Here is an 18,993-nt window from a genome sequence, read left to right as displayed (position 1 = left end):
GAAGGTGCCACGGGGCTTGATATTCCGTGGCGTTGCCCGCAGTAATCTGCCATAGAAAGGACTTTCCCATCCCCTCAGAGGCCTGCTCCATGACTGTGATTGACCTGCGCAGCGACACCGTGACCCAACCTACCCCCGGCATGCGCGAGGCAATGGCCGCTGCGCTCAGTGGCGATGACGTGTACGGTGAAGACCCCAGCGTCAACCTTCTGGAAGCCGAGTTGGCCAAGCGCCTGGGGCTTGCCGCCGCGTTGTTCGTGCCCACCGGCACCATGAGCAATCTGCTGGCGTTGATGGCGCACTGTGAACGGGGCGAGGAATACATCGTCGGTCAGCAGGCCCACACCTACAAATACGAGGGCGGCGGCGCAGCGGTGCTCGGTTCGATCCAGCCGCAGCCGCTGGAGGTGCAGGCGGACGGTTCTCTCGACCTGGACCAGGTATTGGCTGCGATCAAGCCCGACGATTTCCACTTCGCCCGCACCCGCCTGCTCGCCCTGGAAAACACCATGCAGGGCAAGGTGCTCCCCCTGGAGTACCTGGCCAGGGCGCGGGCGTTTACTCGTGAACATGGCCTGGCCCTGCACCTGGATGGCGCGCGTATCTACAACGCGGCGGTCAAGTTGGGTGTGGATGTGCGAGAAATTGCCCAGCATTTCGATTCGGTGTCGGTGTGCCTGTCCAAAGGGCTCGGTGCGCCGGTGGGCTCGGTGCTGTGCGGTTCCACGGCGTTGATCGCCAAGGCGCGACGCCTGCGCAAGATGGTCGGTGGCGGTATGCGCCAAGCGGGTTTCCTGGCGGCGGCGGGGCTGTATGCACTGGATCATCAAGTGCAGCGCCTGGCGGATGACCACGCCAACGCACAATGGTTGGGGGATGAACTGCGCAAGGCCGGCTACACGGTAGAGCCGGTGCAGACCAACATGGTCTATGTGCAGATCGGCGAGCGAGCGCAGGCGCTGAAGGCATTTGCCGCCGAGCGCGGGATCAAGTTGAGCGCCGCACCGCGCCTGCGCATGGTCACGCACTTGGACGTCAGCCGGGCGCAGATCGAGCAAGTCGTGCAGACATTCGTCGACTTTTCCCGAAAATGACAGTGCAGACCGTCTAATTGACTGTCTCTATCGCATAAACACGCTGTACCACCGGCAAAGGGCCGATATAATGCGGCCCTTTGCCGTCGCTTCGTCTGATGATGTTGCGCACTGGCCTTTGGCCGCAGCCTCCGTGGAAGAACCTAATGAAAAGCGCAGAAATCCGTGAAGCCTTCCTTCGCTTCTTCGAAGAGCAAGGTCACACCCGTGTCGCCTCCAGCTCCTTGATCCCAGGCAATGACCCTACCCTGCTGTTCACCAACGCGGGTATGAACCAGTTCAAGGACTGCTTCCTGGGCCAGGAAAAGCGCGCCTACACCCGCGCGGTCAGCAGCCAGAAGTGCGTGCGCGCCGGTGGCAAGCACAACGACCTGGAAAACGTCGGCTACACCGCCCGTCACCACACCTTTTTTGAAATGCTTGGCAACTTCAGCTTTGGCGATTATTTCAAGCAGGATGCGATCAATTTTGCCTGGACCTTCCTGACCGGCGTGCTGAAGCTGCCGAAGGAAAAGCTCTGGGTCACGGTGTATGCCAGCGATGACGAGGCCTACGACATCTGGACCAAACAGGTCGGCGTACCCGCCGAGCGCATGGTGCGTATCGGTGACAACAAGGGGGCGCCTTACGCGTCCGACAACTTCTGGACCATGGGTGATACCGGCCCGTGCGGTCCTTGCACCGAGATTTTCTACGACCACGGCGCCGATATCTGGGGCGGCCCGCCGGGCTCGCCAGAGGAAGACGGCGACCGTTATATCGAAATCTGGAACAACGTGTTCATGCAGTTCAACCGCACCGCCGATGGCGTGTTGCACCCGCTGCCAGCGCCGTCGGTCGACACCGGCATGGGCCTGGAGCGGATCAGTGCGGTGATGCAGCACGTTCACTCCAACTATGAAATCGACCTGTTCCAGAGCCTGCTGAATGCGGCTGCCAAGGCCATCGGTTGCGCCAACGAAGAACAGGCGTCGCTGAAAGTGGTGGCGGACCACATTCGCTCCTGCGGTTTCCTGATTGCCGACGGCGTGCTGCCGTCCAACGAAGGCCGTGGCTACGTGCTGCGTCGCATCATTCGCCGTGCTTGCCGCCACGGCAACAAGCTGGGCGCCAATGGCAGCTTCTTCTACCAGATCGTCGCGGCCCTGGTCGCCGAGATGGGCGAAGCCTTCCCGGAGCTCAAGCAGAACCAGCCGCACATCGAGCGCGTGCTGAAAGCCGAAGAAGAGCAGTTCGCCAAGACCCTGGAACAGGGCCTGAAGATCCTCGAGCAGGACCTTGCCAACCTGCAAGGTTCCGTGGTGCCGGGCGATGTGGTGTTCAAGCTCTACGACACCTACGGTTTCCCGATGGACCTGACCGGCGACATCGCCCGCGAACGCAACCTGACCCTCGACGAGGAAGGTTTCGAGCGCGAGATGGAGGCCCAGCGCGTGCGCGCACGTTCCGCCAGTTCCTTTGGCATGGACTACAACAGCCTGGTCAAGGTTGACGTGGCCACCGAGTTCACCGGTTACAGTGCCACCAGTGGTGCGGCCAAGGTGGTTGCCCTTTATAAAGAAGGCCAGTCGGTCGATGTATTGAACGAAGGCGACGACGGTGTGGTGGTCCTGGACCAGACCCCGTTCTACGCCGAATCCGGTGGCCAGATCGGCGACTGCGGTTTCCTCAAGGCGGCTTCCGGTCGTTTTGATGTGCGTGATACCACCAAGACCGGTGGCGCGTTCCTGCACCACGGTGTACTGGCTTCGGGCAGCCTGACAGTCGGTGCGCCGGTGGACACCCAGGTGGATGCCGATGTGCGCCACGCCACCTCGCTGAACCACTCGGCTACCCACTTGCTGCACGCGGCGCTGCGTCAGGTACTGGGCGAGCACGTTCAGCAGAAGGGGTCCCTGGTGGACAGCCAGCGTCTGCGCTTCGACTTCAGCCACTTCGAAGCGATCAAGCCTGAGCAGATCAAGGCGCTGGAAGATATCGTCAACGCCGAGATTCGCAAGAACACCGCCGTTGAAACCGAAGAAACCGATATCGAGACCGCCAAGGCCAAGGGCGCCATGGCGCTGTTCGGTGAAAAATACGGCGACAGCGTGCGTGTGCTGAGCATGGGTGGCGATTTCTCGGTGGAACTGTGCGGCGGTATCCACGCCAACCGTACCGGCGATATCGCCTTGCTGAAAATCATCAGCGAAGGCGGCGTGGCGTCCGGTGTGCGTCGTATCGAGGCGGTGACAGGCGCTGCGGCCCTGGCCTACCTGAATGCGGCTGAAGAACAACTCAAGGAAGCGGCCAGCCTGGTCAAGGGCAGCCGCGACAACCTGATCGACAAACTGTCCGCTGTGCTGGAGCGCAACCGCGCCCTGGAGAAGCAGCTGGAGCAGTTGCAAGCCAAGGCAGCCAGCGCGGCGGGCGACGATCTGTCGGCGGCTGCGGTGGACGTCAAGGACGTGAAGGTCCTGGCCGCGCGCCTGGACGGTCAGGACGGCAAGGCGTTGTTGGCCTTGGTCGATCAGTTGAAGAACAAGCTCGGCCGCGCAGTGATCCTGCTCGGCGGTGTCCATGAGGAAAAGGTCGTTCTGGTTGCCGGTGTAACCAAGGACCTGACTGGCCAACTCAAGGCCGGTGATTTGATGAAGCAAGCCGCCGCGGCAGTGGGCGGGAAGGGCGGTGGTCGTCCGGACATGGCGCAAGGCGGTGGTGTGGACGCTGCCAGCCTGGACGCGGCCCTGGCGCTCACCGTGCCGTTTGTCGAGGCAGGTATTTAAGGCACTGATAACCGGCCCGTGGTCTAGTCGCGGGCAGGTTCGGTGCTGGTTGATTGGATATTAGGCGCCCCTTTACGGGCTGAGGCGGCTTAGAAATGGCTTTGATCGTACAGAAATTTGGAGGCACCTCGGTCGGCTCTGTCGAAAGAATCGAGCAGGTCGCCGACAAGGTTAAGAAATTCCGCGATGCCGGCGATGACCTGGTGGTGGTGCTGTCGGCCATGAGCGGCGAGACCAATCGCCTGATCGATCTGGCCAAGGCAATCAGCGGCGATCAACAGCCGCTCCCGCGTGAGCTGGATGTGATCGTGTCCACCGGTGAGCAAGTCACTATTGCCTTGCTGGCCATGGCGCTGAACAAGCGTGGTGTGCCGGCGGTGTCCTACACTGGCAGTCAGGTGCGAATCCTCACCGACAGCGCGCATACCAAGGCGCGAATCCTGCAGATCGACGATCAGAAAATTCGTACTGATCTGAAAGCCGGTCGCGTGGTAGTTGTAGCGGGCTTCCAGGGTGTGGACGAGCAGGGCAACATCACCACCCTTGGGCGTGGCGGTTCGGACACCACCGGTGTGGCCCTGGCGGCGGCCCTCAAGGCTGATGAGTGCCAGATCTACACCGATGTGGATGGCGTCTACACCACGGACCCGCGTGTCGTGTCCGTGGCCCAGCGCCTGGACAAGATCACCTTCGAAGAGATGCTGGAAATGGCCAGCCTCGGTTCCAAGGTGTTGCAAATCCGTGCGGTGGAATTCGCCGGCAAGTACAACGTTCCGCTGCGCGTATTGCACAGCTTCAAAGAGGGTCCGGGCACCCTCATTACTATTGATGAAGAGGAATCCATGGAACAGCCGATCATTTCCGGTATCGCTTTCAACCGTGATGAAGCCAAGCTGACCATCCGTGGCGTGCCGGACACCCCGGGCGTGGCGTTCAAGATCCTGGGCCCCATCAGCGGCGCGAACATCGAAGTGGACATGATCGTGCAGAACGTTTCGCACGATAACACCACCGATTTCACCTTCACCGTGCACCGCAACGAGTACGATGCGGCGGAGCGGATCCTGCAGAACACCGCGAAGGAAATCGGCGCCCGTGAAGTGGTCGGCGATACCAAGATTGCCAAGGTGTCGATCGTGGGCGTGGGCATGCGCTCCCACGCCGGCGTGGCCAGCCGCATGTTCGAAGCGCTGGCGAAGGAAAGCATCAACATCCAGATGATCTCCACGTCGGAAATCAAGGTGTCGGTTGTGATCGAAGAGAAATACCTGGAACTGGCTGTACGCGCGCTGCATACCGCTTTTGAGCTGGACGCTCCGGCCCGACAGGGCGAGTAACGCAAGGCCGGAAAGGCGCGGATTTCCGCGCCTTTCATTTTTTTGTGGGGCGCATGTTCTTTTGCGTGGGCTCGACAATACTTAGGCGGTAGGGCTACGGCTTCCGGGTTGTAGGTCCAAGGCCTTTTTTTTGCAGACTGTTGTTCCTGAACTGAAATGCGTGAGGAGAAAGGTATGCTGATTCTGACTCGTCGTTGCGCAGAAAGCCTGATTATCGGTGATGGCGAAATCACCGTGACCGTGCTCGGCGTCAAAGGCAATCAAGTGCGTATCGGAGTTAACGCTCCGAAAGAAGTATCGGTCCATCGCGAGGAGATCTACCAGCGGATCAGCCATGAGAAGAAAGAGAAAGAGCAACAGCAACGTCGGCAGCTGACCGACGAAAACGATGAAGAGAAGGATGATTGAGGGGTAGGGTACCAAGCCTTTAATTTTTATCGTTTTTTATGTTTGCAAACGGGGATGAACGTGGTTAATATACGCCCCGTGTTGCGGAGAGCTGGCCGAGTGGCCGAAGGCGCTCCCCTGCTAAGGGAGTACACCTCACAAGGGTGTCGGGGGTTCGAATCCCCCGTTCTCCGCCATTATTTGCTTAGTACGTTGCAATCTGGATTTTTCGGTAAGTTGTTGAAATTACTAGAAAAAATCGCTTTACATAGAGATTGAACGGCCTATAATGCGCGGCAACAAATGCACTCGTAGCTCAGCTGGATAGAGTACTCGGCTACGAACCGAGCGGTCACAGGTTCGAATCCTGTCGAGTGCACCATACAAACAAAAAGCCCGCCAAGTGCGGGCTTTTTGCCGTCTGGAGTTTGTGTAGGATTCGTCCCGGGTTTCATCTTTTTCTCCCTCCCCATGTGTTTTCATCTATGGCTGTGTCGTCGCAGTTTCATAGGTGTGGCCAATACTTAGCTTTGGCTCGCAAGCGCTTGTTCTTTCCAGTTTTTTAACATTTAAAGCGGTTGGGCGGTGTATCATTGCGCCCGTCAGCCCCGCCGGGGCTTGTGGAATACCTCCATGGACTTACCCAGTAGTTACTCAGTACCCCGTTTCACCAATCATGAATTGACTGATTGATCCTTCCGGCGTGCCCCGCTGCTGGGAGTGGAGTTCGCCTATGACCGAAGTAGAAGTAAAGAAAACACAAGAAAGCCTGCAGGATCGCCTTGCTCAAGTCATCGAGCTGCTGCAGCGCCAGCGCGTGGTCGAAGACCTCACGCACCGCCAGGAAGGTCCTAATCAGGATCGCGTCGAAAACCTGGTTCATCGGCAAAACCTGGTCGAGCTGCAACGCAAGCTCGATGACCTGCACTCTGCAGACGTCGCCTATATCCTTGAAGCCTTGCCGCTGGATGATCGACTGACCCTCTGGCAGTTGGTCAAGGCAGATCGCGACGGCGACATCCTTCTTGAAGTATCCGACTCGGTGCGTGAAACCCTCATCGCCGACATGGACGATCACGAGCTCCTTGCGGCCGCCAAGGAGATGGATGCTGACGAACTGGCCGACCTGGCCCCTGAGCTGCCTCGTGATGTCGTGCATGAGCTGATGGAAGCCCTTGATGGTCAGCAGCGTGAGCGAGTCCGCTCCGCGCTGTCCTATGACGAGGATCAGGTTGGCGCCCTGATGGACTTCGAAATGGTCACCATCCGCGAAGACGTCAGTCTGGAAGTGGTGCTGCGTTACCTGCGTCGACTCAAGGAGCTGCCGGGGCATACCGATAAACTGTTCGTGGTCGATTACGAAGGCATTCTCAAGGGGGTGCTGCCGATCAAGCGCCTGCTGGTCAACGACCCTGAGAAGCAAGTGGCTGATGTTATGGCCAGCGATCCGGTGAGTTTCCACCCGGACGAAGACGCTTATGACGCCGCGCAGGCGTTCGAGCGTTACGACTTGATCTCGGCTCCGGTCGTCGACAAGAACGGCAAGCTGATCGGCCGTCTGACCATCGATGAAATGGTCGACTTGATTCGTGAAGAGAGTGAAACCGAAGTCCTCAACATGGCCGGTCTGCGTGAGGAGGAAGATATCTTTGCTTCGGTCTGGCGCTCCCTGCGCAACCGCTGGGCTTGGTTGGCGATCAACCTGATCACGGCGTTTATCGCCTCTCGGGTGATCGGGCTGTTCGAAGGTTCGATCGAGAAACTGGTGGCCCTGGCTGCGCTGATGCCGATCGTGGCGGGTATCGGTGGTAATTCGGGCAACCAGACCATCACCATGATTGTGCGTGCCATGGCGCTGGACCAGGTGAACACCGGCAACACCTCACGGCTGATGCGCAAGGAATTGGCGGTGGCGCTGATCAATGGCGTGGTGTGGGGCGGGGTGATTGGTGCGGTGGCCTACATGCTGTATGGCAGTTGGTCCCTGGGGGTGGTGATGACCGCGGCCATGACCCTCAATCTGTTGTTGGCGGCTTTGATGGGGGTATTGATCCCCATGACCCTGGCCCGCCTTGGACGCGACCCTGCAATGGGGGCCAGCGTGATGATCACGGCGATGACCGACAGCGGTGGCTTCTTTATCTTCCTGGGCTTGGCAACCATTTTCCTGCTTTGATCTTCCCGGCATGCCGGCTCCTTTGCAGGAGCTGGCTTGCGAGCGATCGCATCATCTCGTGAAAGGCCAGGTCGCACGGGGCGCCAGCACGCCAATGTCTACGCAAATTCCAGGCAAAAAAAAGCCAGCACAAGGCTGGCTTCGGCTTTCAGTTGCAGATCAATTGGCTTCTGCGGCCGCTTCAACGTCGTGCGCAATAAGCGAGACGAGAGCATTTTGCTGGCGGTGGGAGAGCTGACGAAAACGCTGCAGCAGTTCGCGTTCGTGCAGCGACAGCTCGGGGCTGTCCAGGCGCATGCTCAACTCGTCGCCCAACGCACCTTCCTGAATAAGGCTCTGCTCCAGGCGCGCGATGATTTCGGAGTTCATGCTGCGGTGATGATTGCGAGCCACCTCGGCAATGCGTTCCCGCATTCCGTCTGGCAGACGTACGACGAACTTGTCAGCCGTACGGCTGGAATAAATTGCCTGTTTCAATGGGCGCATATATTTAACCGGTTAGTTCAGGGGAGCGGTTTTTGGAATTGGCCGCAAGATGTGTGTTAGGACAAGGCTTGCAGCCAAATGTTCAACCTGAATTGCAAAGAGGCCGCATCATGCCTCAGATTTGCCAGTTCCTTGGCGTCAAATCTGTGACAAATATTGAACTGCCTAAAGGCTTTATGCCAGCACTCATTTACATTTTTGCGGACTGGTTGGAAATCTTTTTCATCAGGACTGCCGTCAGTCGATCTTCACGCAAGCCCAGCCGCAACAGGGTCAAGGGCGCACATCCTATAGCAAAGTGGCCTTTTGCCCTTATTTTTAAGACTAGTGGCAATTTGCCGATTTACGAGGTTGAGGCGACATAAGGTATAGGCGTCGGCGGGAGGCAAAGGTTCAGCGCAAAATCGGGTCGAATTTGATTCGTCGGCCCATCACAAGGGCGATCAACAGCAGGCTGGCGCATACACCGCTTGCGATGAATGCCGTGGTCTGCACGTCCTCGGGACTGGCTGACAGGCCAAAGAGGGCGGTGCTCAGGGTCAGGCAAAGAAACAGCCAGGCAGGTTTGCTCATGAAAGCTTCCTCAGAAAACCCAGTGTTCAGTGGCGGGTGCTGACTGTGTGCCTTGGGTCTGGCGAATCGGCGATTGCGCGTTGGTGTTCATCACTGCCAGTTGCGGGCGTTGCTGAAGGTGATGAGGAACGGGTTGGCTGATCCGCGCCGTGTCATCGCTGTTCGCCGACTGGAAATGGAACATGACCAGCGCAGCCAGGGCCACGGTATTGAGGGCTAACAGGAGGGCGCTGTTCATGATCGAATTCTCCGCAGGCGGCGTTGCCGGATTGAGGTTGCAGGAGAAATATTGCAGATGCCGTGCCAAGACTTTATACAAATAAAATCAACGAGTTAAGTCTATTTTTGAGACAAGGTGGGTTGCAATTTGCAATACCTTGATTTTGCGGGAGTGCATTTTGCACGATCGCACCAAGCGCCCGGAATTGCTGGGTAAAACGGGGGGGACCTGGACAAGGATCGGCCTACATTCAAAAAGCCTACGGACGACATGACAAAACCCACCCTGGCCGTTAACATGCACGCCGTCCGTCGCCGCGCCCTCTGGCCCGATGGCTGTCATTTGTCCCAGTAGCTCAATTGGATAGAGCATCCCCCTCCTAAGGGGAAGGTTGGCCGTTCGAACCGGCCCTGGGACACCATCTTCAAAGCCCCGCGCAGAATATTCTGGCGGGGCTTTTTTGTGTCTGGCAGGTCTTTTCCGGCGTGGGTCGAACCTTGCCGCTTATCGAGGTTCACAGAAGAAGTCGCGCGTATTTATCGCCGCGATGTACCTCGCGTGCCGTTCGGCGACGTCTGAGCGGTAGCCAATCGTTTTACGCAAAATAATCTCCGGAAACAGCGCCTGCCGCCTGTCCGGATCCGGCCACCCCGGACTATCATGCCGATAGCCCTGACCCTCACTGCAAGGAGCCGCTCGGAACGCCGATGCGCCAGATCTGGAAATCTTTTCGAGCCCTTTATTTCGCCTCCTTGATGATGCTGATCGGCTCCGGCCTGCTCAGTACCTACCTGGCCTTGCGACTGGCGGCCGATCACGTCGACAGCTTGTGGGTGGGTGCGCTGATGGCGGCCAACTATTTCGGCCTGGTGCTGGGCGGCAAGATCGGGCACCGCTTGATTGCCCGGGTCGGGCATATCCGTGCCTATGCCACCTGTGCAGGGATTGTCGGTGCCGCGGTGCTTGGGCATGGACTGATCAACTGGCTGCCCGCCTGGATTGTGCTGCGGACGATTGTTGGTCTGGGGATGATGTGCCAGTACATGGTCATTGAAAGCTGGCTCAATGAGCAGGCGGATGCCAAGCAGCGTGGCGTGGTGTTCAGCGGTTACATGATCGCGTCCTACCTGGGGCTGGTGCTGGGTCAGCTGATCCTGGTGATGCACCCCCAGTTGGGGCTCGAATTGCTGATGCTGGTAGCCGTGTGTTTTGCCTTGTGCCTGGTACCGGTAGCCATGACCCGACGCATTCACCCGGCGCCGTTGCATCCGGCGCCGATGGAGCCGCGCTTCTTTATCAAGCGGGTGCCGCAGTCGCTGAGCACGGTGTTGGGGGCCGGGGTGATCGTGGGTTCGTTTTACGGTCTGGCGCCGCTCTATGCCGCCCAGCAGGGCCTGTCAACGGAACAGGTCGGTCTGTTCATGGGATGCTGTATTTTTGCCGGGCTGTTGGTGCAATGGCCGTTGGGGTGGCTGTCGGACCGCTATGACCGGGCCTTGCTGATTCGCAGCTTCGCGCTCTGCCTGGCGGTGGCGGCGCTGCCGTTGGCGGTGCTGAACAAGGTGCCGCTGGAGGTGCTGTTCGTGGCGGGCTTCGTGTGTTCGCTGGTGCAGTTCTGTCTCTATCCACTGGCCGTGGCGTTTTCCAACGACCATGTGGAAGGCGACCGCCGAGTGTCGCTGACGGCCATGCTGCTGGTGACCTACGGTGTGGGCGCCAGCGTGGGGCCGCTGTTGGCGGGTGTGGCGATGAAGCTCTTCGGCAGCCACATGCTGTACGCATTTTTCAGCTTGTGCGCCTTGATTCTGGTGTGGCGTATCCGACCGAAGGCGGTCACCAACCTGCATCAGGTCGATGATGCGCCGCTGCACCACGTGGCGATGCCTGACAGCATGTCCAGTTCGCCGCTGGTGGCGTGCCTCGATCCGCGGGTGGATGAAGCCGTGGTGCAAGAACAGATGCAGACCACTGTTGCGGACCCTGTGCCGGAAACCGAACCGGAGCCTGAGGTGCAAGAGCCGGTAGCGGACACGCCGCCCCAGCATCCGGACCCGGATGACCATCCCCATGACCTGAGCAGGGCGCGCCCCTGAATGCAAAAACGGGCAGATCCCATCAGGATCTGCCCGTTTTTTTTGGAGTCGGTATTTCCAGCGTTTAGAAATCGTCGTCCTTGTCGAAGCGCCGTGCTTCACGTTGCAACTGATACACAAAACGTTCGACCTGGCGCTGTACCAGACCGCTCATGTTGTGAAAGCGCACACCGGCAAAGGTGGTGTTGATCTTCTCTTCGAAGTGCAGGTAACGCAGCTCCACCGAAGTGGTCATGCTGCCAAAGGGCAGGGCGGCGATAAAGCGGTCATAGACCTGGCCCAGTTGCAGGCGCTCGGAGATATCGCCTTCAAAGCGCAATTTGCAGCCGGTAGCGGAGATATCCAGCAGCTTGCCGTTGATCGGTGCCTTGAGTTTTTCGCCGCCCAGTTCGATGTTCACCAGTTGGGCCAGCTTCAGGGCGGCGCGGAAGGCATTGCGGCGCTGATGGTAGACCACTTCGTCGGGCATGCTGCCGGTGTAGATGCGGTGGCCATCCTTTTCGCTGATGCTCAGGCTGCCGTTGCTTTCCCAGGCGACGCGTACACCCTCATGGAAACCTTCGATGCGAAAGGGTTCGCCGTTCTCGAGGTAGCGTTCACCATCGCGGGGGATCATTTCGTCCAGGGCCAGCGTCTTGCTGTCCCGGTCAACATCCACCAGGTAGCTCTGGAAGCGCTGGCTGCGTTCGTGGAAGGTGATGATCAGCGGATCATGACTTTCTTGCAGCATCCGCAAGGTGCCGGCGATTTCCAGAGGCGTGGTGAGGACCTTGGGTGGCTGCGGAGCATCTTCCGCATTAAGGGCGTTGAACACGGTTCTTCCATCTCCAGACAAAATACGACTACACGCAAGGGCCATCATTTTGCCAGTATGTGGCGCGCCTTGGATAGGTCGCGCTGCAAACGGGCGTCACGCTTGGCTGCGGGTGCTTGGCTTGACCAGGCGTGAGGTGGAACCCTGGGCGTTGTATAGCGCCGGTGGCTCTCCGCCGTGGAGTATACGCAATTGGTTGGCGGTCGTGGCTTGCTGGAGCTGGATCGACTGACCGTTGAGCAGGTTGGTTTCCTGGCACTGGCCGAGCAACGCGTTGAGTGCCTTGCTCTGGGACAGCAACTGATCGCCGACCGAGGAATGACTGGCCAATTGCGCGAGACCTTCATGGTCAGCGGGCAGGCCAAGGCTGATAAGGATTTCGCTGCGTTTTTTACCGTGCTGTTCCAGCAGGATAATCAGCGATTGCTTGCGCGCCAGAATTTCTTCCAGCAACTGCATGTCCCGGCCGAACAGGGCCACGGATTCTTCCTTGAGCAGCTCGAGCAACTGTTGCGTCGGCGCCAGATCATCAATGATCAGTTGAAGCAGGTTTTCGTCGTGGTGCATGGCAGGCCTTGGGTTTTAAGCGTCCAAAATCCCGGCGCAGGCCAGTGCCTAGCGCTCGGCTTCGAAATTAAGCAGCTTGCTGGCTACACGGTTGCTGTCGACTTGATAGCTGCCATCGGCGATTGCCTGTTTCAATTCGGCCACGCGGGCTTTATTGACAACTGGCTGGTCGCGCAGCGAGTCAGTGACCTTCTGCAACTGCTGAGCCTCGTTGCTCAAGTGTACGGATTCCCCGCTTTGGCTGGCGCTGGCCTGTTCCGCCTTGGCGGGCAGGACCGGGGCCTTGGCATCTACGCTGTCCTTGGCACCGTTGGTGCGCGTATTGCCGGGCAATGCCGGGGTGTTATTCAAACGACTGAAATCGATGACCATGATAAAAAAACCTCTGGGTATTTGGACGCTTGCCATGTTTTCGGCCATACCCGGACAAACTTTAGGCACGAATGACAATAAACCTGCACAGGCCGACATCCCTGGCACAGTGTAGGAAAAGCTGGCGTCCGACACCAGTGATCTATAGTGCCACCTCCACTTGGCCAGGGGCCATCACTCGCGCCTTGATCACGCGGTTGGAGTTCAGGTTCTTGATGCGGATCTGTTCACCCATCCCGCCGTTGGACAGGGCTTCACCGGGCATCTTCACGTTGAGCGCACCGCTGCTGGCGGAAATCACCACCTGGTCGCCCTTGCGGATCACTTCGGCCTGTTCCAGATGCACCAGCGTCACGACCTGGTCGGTGACCATCGGCCGAGTGAGCTTTTGGCCGACGGCCTGGTCCAGTGATGTCAGGTAGCCCTGGTTGATCAGGCCGATGTCGCGCTCGCGCAAGGCCACATCCTCGAAGCCGATGATGCCGGTGCGTTTCAGTGGCCGGGTTACCACGACGACATCGCGGAACAGTTTGACCTGAGCCGGCACGAATACCGTCCACGGCGAAGCGCCGTCGCAACGCACCCTGACCGTCACGCGTCCGATGGGTTGGGCCGGGCTTTCCAGGGTGGCTGTCAATTCCTTGTCGCACATCGGCATGCGCAGGCGCGGGTCCAACTGGTTGACCTGGATTTCATAACGCCCGGGTGTCTGGGTGGTGGCCAGATAATCTTCTACAGTGAATTCAAGAAAGCCCTGCGTGACGCCGATAAGCAGATCAGGCAAGGTGACGTTGTCTGCGCGGGCCGTGAGGCTGGTCCCCAGGGCGAGCAGCGCCGCAGAGACGCAGAGTGATCTGCGGATCCGTGGAAGGCGAAGGCGTCGGGAAACTGTCGTTTTGATATCCATGACCAACAAATAGCAAAGCTCGTGCCGTTTAGTATGGGGGGCACGCTGCCCTGTCGGTATGGCCCAAGGTTTCAGCGTAGGAGTGAAGGCATGGCAGGTGTAATGGATTCAGTAAACCAGCGCACACAGCTGGTGGGGCAGAATCGCCTGGAGTTGCTGTTGTTTCGCCTCGATGGCAAGCAGCTTTATGGCATCAACGTGTTCAAAGTGCGGGAAGTGCTGCAATGTCCCAAGCTGACGATCTTGCCCAAATCCAGTCCGGTGGTGTGCGGTGTGGCCAATATACGTGGCGCGACCATCCCGATTCTTGACCTGGCCATGGCTACCGGCTCCTCCGGTCTGCAAGACCGCGAGAGCCCGTTTGTCATCATTACCGAGTACAACACCAAGACCCAGGGGTTTCTGGTGGGGTCGGTGGAACGCATCGTCAACATGAACTGGGAAGAGATCCATCCACCACCCAAGGGCACTGGTCGCGACCACTACCTCACGGCGGTGACGCGGGTCGACAACCAGTTGGTGGAAATCATCGACGTGGAGAAAATCCTCGCCGAAGTGGCGCCCACGTCGGAATCGATTTCCGTGGGCGTGGTGGATGCCGAAACCGCGCACAAAGCCATTTCCCTGCGGGTGTTGACCGTGGACGACTCATCGGTGGCGCGCAAGCAGGTGACCCGTTGCCTGCAAACGGTCGGCGTCGAAGTGGTGGCCCTCAATGACGGTCGCCAGGCCCTGGATTACCTGCGCAAGTTGGTGGATGAGGGGAAAAAGCCGGAAGAAGAATTCCTGATGATGATTTCCGACATCGAGATGCCGGAAATGGACGGCTACACCCTGACGGCCGAGATACGCAATGATCCGCGCATGCAAAAATTGCATATCATCCTGCATACTTCGTTGTCGGGCGTCTTCAACCAGGCGATGGTCAAGAAGGTCGGTGCCGATGACTTTTTGGCCAAGTTCCGTCCCGACGACCTCGCATCCCGGGTAGTCGACCGGATCAAGGCAGCAGATCACGGCTAGGGGAGCTTCCCCTGGCGGTCACATGATTTTTAGAGGCGGTATCATTGTCTACGGGTAATTTGGATTTCGAACAGTTCCGGGTCTTCCTGGAAAAAGCCTGTGGCATATTGCTTGGTGAAAACAAGCAATACCTGGTATCCAGCCGTCTCAACAAGCTGATGGAGCAGCAGGGCATCAAGTCCCTGGGTGAGTTGGTCCAGCGGATCCAGGGGCAGCCGCGCAGCGGGCTCAAGGAAATGGTGGTCGATGCCATGACCACCAACGAAACCCTGTGGTTTCGCGATACCTACCCTTTTGAAGTGCTCAAGAGCAAGGTGCTGCCCGAGGCCATCAAGGCCAGTCCTGGTCAGCGCCTGCGCATCTGGTCGGCGGCCTGCTCTTCGGGGCAGGAGCCGTACTCGATTTCGATGTCCATCGATGAGTTCGAGCGGACCAACATGGGCCAATTGAAGGCCGGTGCGCAAATCGTTGCCACTGACCTGTCCGGCACCATGCTCACCAACTGCAAAACCGGCGAATATGACAGCCTGGCCCTGGGCCGCGGGTTGTCCCAGGAACGCTTGCAGCGCTACTTCGACCCGAAGGGGGCCGGGCGCTGGGCGGTCAAGGCGCCGATCAAGAACCGTGTGGAATTCCGCTCGTTCAATCTGCTGGATAGCTACGCCAGCCTCGGCAAGTTCGACATGGTGTTCTGCCGCAACGTGCTGATCTACTTTTCGGCCGAAGTGAAGAAAGACATCCTGCTGCGCATCCATGGCACCCTCAAGCGCGGTGGCTACCTGTTCCTCGGGGCTTCCGAGGCGTTGAACGGCTTGCCGGATCATTACCAGATGGTGCAATGCAGTCCGGGGATCATCTACCAGGCCAAGTAAGGTCTGTTCGCTCGAACCATTGGGAGTCAGGCTTGTGTGGGAGCTGGCTTGCCTGCGATAGCATCACCGCGGTCTGACTGAAAACCGGGGTGCCTGCATCGCAGGCAAGCCAGCTCCCACATTTGTTAGGCGGCAACCCTTCCGAAAGCGGCAAACCCCGTTGCCGCTTTACTGGCACCGCGCGGAAACCGCTTGCCGCTTTTCTGGCATTGCCGCCCGGCAATACTTCCCACAAGGCCCGGAAATACGGGTTATCTAAAGATTGGCATACACCTTGCTATAACCCTGCTAACGAAAAGCAGGTCAGCCCTTGAAGGTTTCCGCCATGAGCATCAGCTTCGATAAAGCGCTCGGTATCCACGAACAAGCCCTGGGCTTTCGCGCCCAGCGTGCCGAAGTCCTGGCCAACAACATTGCCAACGCCGACACCCCGAACTACAAGGCTCGGGACCTGGATTTCTCTGCCGTGCTCGCTGCACAGCAGGACAAGACCAAGAACGGCACCTTCGCCTTGAACGTGACCAATACCCGTCACATCGAAGCGCAGGGCCTGGGCAATGGCGACGAGTCGCTGTTGTATCGCACGCCGATGCAGCCATCGATCGACCAGAACACCGTCGATGCGCAACTGGAGCAATCGGCCTACGCCGAGAACTCGGTGAACTTCCAGGCCAGCTTCACCCTGCTCAACAGCAAATTCAAAGGGCTGATGTCAGCCCTGCGTGGAGAGTAAGCCATGTCCCTGTCCAGTGTTTTCAATATTGCCGGTAGTGGCATGAGCGCGCAGACCACGCGCCTGAACACCGTCGCCAGTAACATCGCCAACGCCGAGACCGTGTCTTCGAGCATTGACCAGACCTACCGCGCCCGCCATCCGGTGTTCGCCACCATGTTCCAGGCCGGCCAGAACGGCGGCAGCGATTCGCTGTTCCAGAGCCAGGACGCCGCAGGCCAGGGCGTACAGGTACTCGGTGTGGTTGAGGACGACAGCAATCTCGAAGCGCGCTACGAACCCAATCACCCCGCCGCGAACGAAAAGGGCTATGTGTACTACCCCAACGTCAACGTGGTCGAGGAAATGGCTGACATGATTTCCGCCAGCCGTTCCTTCCAGACCAACGCGGAAATGATGAACACCGCCAAAACCATGATGCAGAAGGTCCTGACCCTGGGTCAGTGATAAGGGGCGCCAAATAATGGCCATTGTTGATACCAATTCGACCAATACGGCGGTTCAGGACCTTTTCAACTCCAAGGTCAAGGATTCGTCGACCAATAACAGCCTTGGCGATGCCTCCAAGCAGGCGACGGGCAACCAGGCGCTGGGCAAGGATGCGTTCCTGAGACTGCTGGTAACCCAGCTGAAAAACCAGAACCCGCTGTCGCCCCAGGACAACGGCGCGTTCGTGGCCCAGCTGGCGCAGTTCAGCAGCCTGGAAGGCATCAACACCCTGAATGACTCGGTGAATGCGATCTCCAGCAACTTCAGCTCGTCGCAGGCGCTGCAGGCTTCGTCGCTGGTGGGGCGTTCGATCGTCATCCAGACCGACAAAGCCATGGTCGATACAAGCAAGAGCATGACCGGCTCGGTGAACGTGACCTCGTCGACAGGCAACGTCACCGTGAAGATCACCGACAAAGACGGCAACGTGGTGCGCACCCTCGAAATGGGCGCCCAGAGTGCCGGTAACCAGAGTTTCATCTGGGACGGCAAGAACGACAAAGGCGAGGTCGCCCCGGCGGGCACCTACACCTTCAATGCCACCACCAAGAACGACAAGGGTGACTCCGTTGCCCTGGCGACTTCGTTGCCGGCCACGGTCACCAGCGTGACGTTGGGCAAGACCGGAGGCGACATGCTGCTCAACCTTGCGGGCGGCATGGGCAGCGTCAAGCTGTCGCAAATTCAGACTATCGGTACATAGAGCCGGCTAAACACGGCAGAAGGAGAGAAACATGTCTTTTAACATCGGTCTTAGCGGCCTCTATGCGGCCAACAAACAACTGGACGTGACCGGCAACAACATTGCCAACGTTGCGACAACGGGTTTCAAGTCGTCCCGTGCGGAGTTCGCCGACATTTATGCGGCGTCCAAGCTGGGCACCGGCCAGAACAGCATCGGCAACGGTGTGAACCTGGCGGCAGTGTCGCAGCAGTTCACCCAGGGTGACGTGAATAACAGCGGCGGCATTCTGGACATGGCGATCCAGGGCGGTGGCTTCTTCGTGCAGAAGGGCAGCGACGGCTCGCTGGAGTACACCCGCAGCGGTGCGTTCCGTGCCGACAAGGACGGCTTCATCACCAACAACACCGGTACCTCGCGCCTGCAAGGTTACGCGGCGGATGCGGATGGCAAGATCATCAAGGGCGGCCTGGTCGACCTGCAACTGAACCTGTCGAACCTGCCACCGAAGGCGTCCAGCAAAGTGGACTCCACCAGCAACCTGAATTCCTCGGAGCCGGTGATCGATCAGGTGGCCAAGCCGTTCAACCCGAGCGACACCAGCACCTTCACCACCCAGTACAGCACCACCTTGTACGACACCCAGGGCAACTCGCACACCATGGTGCAGTACATGGTGAAGACGGATTCCAACCAGTGGAAATCCTACACCCTGATCGACGGCCGCAACCCTGACGGCACTCCAATCAGCGGGACTGGCGCCGTGGCACCGGTTGCGTCGACCCTGTCGTTCGACACCGCCGGCAAACTCACCGGGATCGTGACCCCCCCGAGCACCGTCTCCAACACCACCCTGACCATCACCAACTGGACGCCGGGGACCGTGAAGGATGGTGTGTGGAAGGCCAACGGCGCCGCCGCGAACCCGGGTGGCATTGCTGTCAACATGTCCAACATTACCCAGTACAACTCGGCCAGCTACCGCAACCCACCGGTCACCGACGGCTATGCCACCGGCCAGATCACCGGTCTGAAAATCGACGGCAGCGGCGTACTGTTCGCCACCTTCAGCAACCAGCAGAGCAAGGCCATCGGTCAGATCTCCCTGGCCAGCTTCAACAACGAACAAGGCCTGCAGCCATCCGGCGGCACCACCTGGAGAGAGACCTTCGCTTCGGGCCAGCCGGGTTATGACACCCCGCAAGCCGGTACCCTGGGGTCGATCGTGGCCAACTCCCTGGAAAACTCCAACGTCAACCTGACCAACGAGCTGGTGGACCTGATCAAGGCCCAGAGCAACTACCAGGCGAACGCCAAGACCATCTCCACCCAGAGCACCATCATGCAGACCATCATCCAGATGACCTGATGCGATAGCGCTCTACAAGAAGCCCCTCAATCGA

At 58.9% G+C, this 18,993-nt stretch carries 20 protein-coding genes and 3 tRNA genes; 16 read left to right on the top strand and 7 right to left on the bottom strand.

What is annotated here, in order from left to right; genetic code table 11:
• Positions 1-89 precede the first annotated feature (89 nt).
• The 7 genes from ltaE to mgtE all read left to right on the top strand — a co-directional run bounded on the left by ltaE (position 90) and on the right by mgtE (position 7,759).
• Positions 90-1,094: a low-specificity L-threonine aldolase gene (gene ltaE / locus ACW9IB_RS13170; protein WP_457413958.1), complete on the top strand. Its 1,005-nt coding sequence runs from the start codon at positions 90-92 to the stop codon at positions 1,092-1,094.
• A gap of 146 nt (positions 1,095-1,240) precedes the next feature.
• Positions 1,241-3,859 carry an alanine--tRNA ligase gene (gene alaS, locus ACW9IB_RS13165; RefSeq protein ID WP_457413957.1) on the top strand — a complete coding sequence of 873 codons (2,619 nt, stop codon included), beginning with the start codon at positions 1,241-1,243 and terminating at the stop codon, positions 3,857-3,859.
• A gap of 95 nt (positions 3,860-3,954) precedes the next feature.
• Positions 3,955-5,196: an aspartate kinase gene (locus ACW9IB_RS13160; RefSeq protein WP_010208327.1), complete on the top strand. Its 1,242-nt coding sequence runs from the start codon at positions 3,955-3,957 to the stop codon at positions 5,194-5,196.
• A gap of 174 nt (positions 5,197-5,370) precedes the next feature.
• Positions 5,371-5,604, top strand: coding sequence for a carbon storage regulator CsrA (gene csrA / locus ACW9IB_RS13155; protein ID WP_457365133.1), 234 nt, complete (start codon positions 5,371-5,373; stop codon positions 5,602-5,604).
• Between the two features lie 85 nt (positions 5,605-5,689).
• Positions 5,690-5,780: transfer RNA gene (locus ACW9IB_RS13150), tRNA-Ser, on the top strand.
• A 108-nt stretch (positions 5,781-5,888) separates the two neighbouring features.
• Positions 5,889-5,965 (top strand) — tRNA-Arg (locus ACW9IB_RS13145).
• Between the two features lie 351 nt (positions 5,966-6,316).
• Positions 6,317-7,759: a magnesium transporter gene (gene mgtE / locus ACW9IB_RS13140; protein ID WP_457365134.1), complete on the top strand. Its 1,443-nt coding sequence runs from the start codon at positions 6,317-6,319 to the stop codon at positions 7,757-7,759.
• Between the two features lie 159 nt (positions 7,760-7,918).
• Here mgtE and ACW9IB_RS13135 read toward each other — a convergent pair whose 3' ends face one another.
• Positions 7,919-8,245 (bottom strand): Arc family DNA-binding protein, encoded by a 327-nt coding sequence (locus ACW9IB_RS13135; RefSeq protein WP_003175643.1) that lies wholly within the window; start codon positions 8,243-8,245, stop codon positions 7,919-7,921.
• Positions 8,246-8,277: 32 nt separating this feature from the next.
• Between ACW9IB_RS13135 and ACW9IB_RS13130 the strand changes: the two genes are divergently transcribed.
• Complete coding sequence (locus ACW9IB_RS13130) at positions 8,278-8,610, top strand: hypothetical protein (RefSeq protein ID WP_457413956.1); 333 nt, start codon at positions 8,278-8,280, stop codon at positions 8,608-8,610.
• Positions 8,611-8,638: 28 nt separating this feature from the next.
• On the opposite strand, the gene ACW9IB_RS13125 is transcribed toward ACW9IB_RS13130, so the two are convergent.
• Together ACW9IB_RS13125 and ACW9IB_RS13120 are read right to left on the bottom strand one after the other, a co-directional pair.
• Positions 8,639-8,818: a PA3371 family protein gene (locus ACW9IB_RS13125; protein WP_457413954.1), complete on the bottom strand. Its 180-nt coding sequence runs from the start codon at positions 8,816-8,818 to the stop codon at positions 8,639-8,641.
• A 10-nt stretch (positions 8,819-8,828) separates the two neighbouring features.
• On the bottom strand, positions 8,829-9,056 hold the full coding sequence (locus ACW9IB_RS13120; RefSeq protein ID WP_457413953.1) for a hypothetical protein: 228 nt from the start codon (positions 9,054-9,056) through the stop codon (positions 8,829-8,831).
• A gap of 326 nt (positions 9,057-9,382) precedes the next feature.
• On the opposite strand from ACW9IB_RS13120, the gene ACW9IB_RS13115 reads away from it, so the two are divergent.
• Positions 9,383-9,459 (top strand) — tRNA-Arg (locus ACW9IB_RS13115).
• 286 nt (positions 9,460-9,745) lie between these two features.
• Positions 9,746-11,131, top strand: coding sequence for an MFS transporter (locus tag ACW9IB_RS13110; protein WP_457365159.1), 1,386 nt, complete (start codon positions 9,746-9,748; stop codon positions 11,129-11,131).
• Between the two features lie 64 nt (positions 11,132-11,195).
• Here ACW9IB_RS13110 and ACW9IB_RS13105 read toward each other — a convergent pair whose 3' ends face one another.
• The 4 genes from ACW9IB_RS13105 to flgA all read right to left on the bottom strand — a co-directional run bounded on the left by ACW9IB_RS13105 (position 11,196) and on the right by flgA (position 13,791).
• A complete protein-coding gene (locus ACW9IB_RS13105; protein ID WP_457365160.1) occupies positions 11,196-11,945 on the bottom strand; it encodes a flagellar brake protein in 750 nt (249 codons plus the stop codon).
• 96 nt (positions 11,946-12,041) lie between these two features.
• Positions 12,042-12,512, bottom strand: coding sequence for a flagella synthesis protein FlgN (locus ACW9IB_RS13100; RefSeq protein ID WP_457365161.1), 471 nt, complete (start codon positions 12,510-12,512; stop codon positions 12,042-12,044).
• Between the two features lie 48 nt (positions 12,513-12,560).
• A complete protein-coding gene (gene flgM / locus ACW9IB_RS13095; RefSeq protein WP_457413952.1) occupies positions 12,561-12,884 on the bottom strand; it encodes a flagellar biosynthesis anti-sigma factor FlgM in 324 nt (107 codons plus the stop codon).
• 142 nt (positions 12,885-13,026) lie between these two features.
• Complete coding sequence (gene flgA / locus ACW9IB_RS13090) at positions 13,027-13,791, bottom strand: flagellar basal body P-ring formation chaperone FlgA (RefSeq protein WP_457365163.1); 765 nt, start codon at positions 13,789-13,791, stop codon at positions 13,027-13,029.
• Positions 13,792-13,881: 90 nt separating this feature from the next.
• On the opposite strand from flgA, the gene ACW9IB_RS13085 reads away from it, so the two are divergent.
• The 6 genes from ACW9IB_RS13085 (at position 13,882) to flgE (ending at position 18,959) form a co-directional block, all read left to right on the top strand.
• Entirely contained in the window at positions 13,882-14,814 is a 933-nt protein-coding gene (locus ACW9IB_RS13085) for a chemotaxis protein CheV (RefSeq protein WP_457365164.1), read from the top strand.
• Between the two features lie 44 nt (positions 14,815-14,858).
• Entirely contained in the window at positions 14,859-15,686 is an 828-nt protein-coding gene (cheR, locus tag ACW9IB_RS13080) for a protein-glutamate O-methyltransferase CheR (RefSeq protein ID WP_025854126.1), read from the top strand.
• 325 nt (positions 15,687-16,011) lie between these two features.
• Entirely contained in the window at positions 16,012-16,419 is a 408-nt protein-coding gene (gene flgB, locus ACW9IB_RS13075; RefSeq protein ID WP_178925516.1) for a flagellar basal body rod protein FlgB, read from the top strand.
• Positions 16,420-16,422: 3 nt separating this feature from the next.
• Positions 16,423-16,866: a flagellar basal body rod protein FlgC gene (gene flgC / locus ACW9IB_RS13070; protein ID WP_457365165.1), complete on the top strand. Its 444-nt coding sequence runs from the start codon at positions 16,423-16,425 to the stop codon at positions 16,864-16,866.
• A gap of 16 nt (positions 16,867-16,882) precedes the next feature.
• On the top strand, positions 16,883-17,611 hold the full coding sequence (gene flgD / locus ACW9IB_RS13065) for a flagellar hook assembly protein FlgD (protein ID WP_457365166.1): 729 nt from the start codon (positions 16,883-16,885) through the stop codon (positions 17,609-17,611).
• Between the two features lie 31 nt (positions 17,612-17,642).
• Positions 17,643-18,959, top strand: a complete 1,317-nt coding sequence (gene flgE / locus ACW9IB_RS13060) for a flagellar hook protein FlgE (protein WP_457365167.1) — start codon at positions 17,643-17,645, stop codon at positions 18,957-18,959.
• Positions 18,960-18,993: the final 34 nt, after the last annotated feature.

Source organism: Pseudomonas sp. SDO524_S393 (assembly GCF_054071875.1).
Note: the sequence above shows the minus strand (reverse complement) of the source record. Positions and strands in the feature narration are given on the sequence as shown.

Coding starts and splice junctions, on each gene's coding strand:
- ltaE (WP_457413958.1), top strand. CDS start 90: ATGACTGTGATTGACCTGCGCAGCGACACCGTGACCCAACCTACCCCC.
- alaS (WP_457413957.1), top strand. CDS start 1,241: ATGAAAAGCGCAGAAATCCGTGAAGCCTTCCTTCGCTTCTTCGAAGAG.
- ACW9IB_RS13160 (WP_010208327.1), top strand. CDS start 3,955: ATGGCTTTGATCGTACAGAAATTTGGAGGCACCTCGGTCGGCTCTGTC.
- csrA (WP_457365133.1), top strand. CDS start 5,371: ATGCTGATTCTGACTCGTCGTTGCGCAGAAAGCCTGATTATCGGTGAT.
- mgtE (WP_457365134.1), top strand. CDS start 6,317: ATGACCGAAGTAGAAGTAAAGAAAACACAAGAAAGCCTGCAGGATCGC.
- ACW9IB_RS13135 (WP_003175643.1), bottom strand. CDS start 8,245: ATGCGCCCATTGAAACAGGCAATTTATTCCAGCCGTACGGCTGACAAG.
- ACW9IB_RS13125 (WP_457413954.1), bottom strand. CDS start 8,818: ATGAGCAAACCTGCCTGGCTGTTTCTTTGCCTGACCCTGAGCACCGCC.
- ACW9IB_RS13120 (WP_457413953.1), bottom strand. CDS start 9,056: ATGAACAGCGCCCTCCTGTTAGCCCTCAATACCGTGGCCCTGGCTGCG.
- ACW9IB_RS13110 (WP_457365159.1), top strand. CDS start 9,746: ATGCGCCAGATCTGGAAATCTTTTCGAGCCCTTTATTTCGCCTCCTTG.
- ACW9IB_RS13100 (WP_457365161.1), bottom strand. CDS start 12,512: ATGCACCACGACGAAAACCTGCTTCAACTGATCATTGATGATCTGGCG.
- flgM (WP_457413952.1), bottom strand. CDS start 12,884: ATGGTCATCGATTTCAGTCGTTTGAATAACACCCCGGCATTGCCCGGC.
- flgA (WP_457365163.1), bottom strand. CDS start 13,791: ATGGATATCAAAACGACAGTTTCCCGACGCCTTCGCCTTCCACGGATC.
- ACW9IB_RS13085 (WP_457365164.1), top strand. CDS start 13,882: ATGGCAGGTGTAATGGATTCAGTAAACCAGCGCACACAGCTGGTGGGG.
- flgB (WP_178925516.1), top strand. CDS start 16,012: ATGAGCATCAGCTTCGATAAAGCGCTCGGTATCCACGAACAAGCCCTG.
- flgC (WP_457365165.1), top strand. CDS start 16,423: ATGTCCCTGTCCAGTGTTTTCAATATTGCCGGTAGTGGCATGAGCGCG.
- flgD (WP_457365166.1), top strand. CDS start 16,883: ATGGCCATTGTTGATACCAATTCGACCAATACGGCGGTTCAGGACCTT.
- flgE (WP_457365167.1), top strand. CDS start 17,643: ATGTCTTTTAACATCGGTCTTAGCGGCCTCTATGCGGCCAACAAACAA.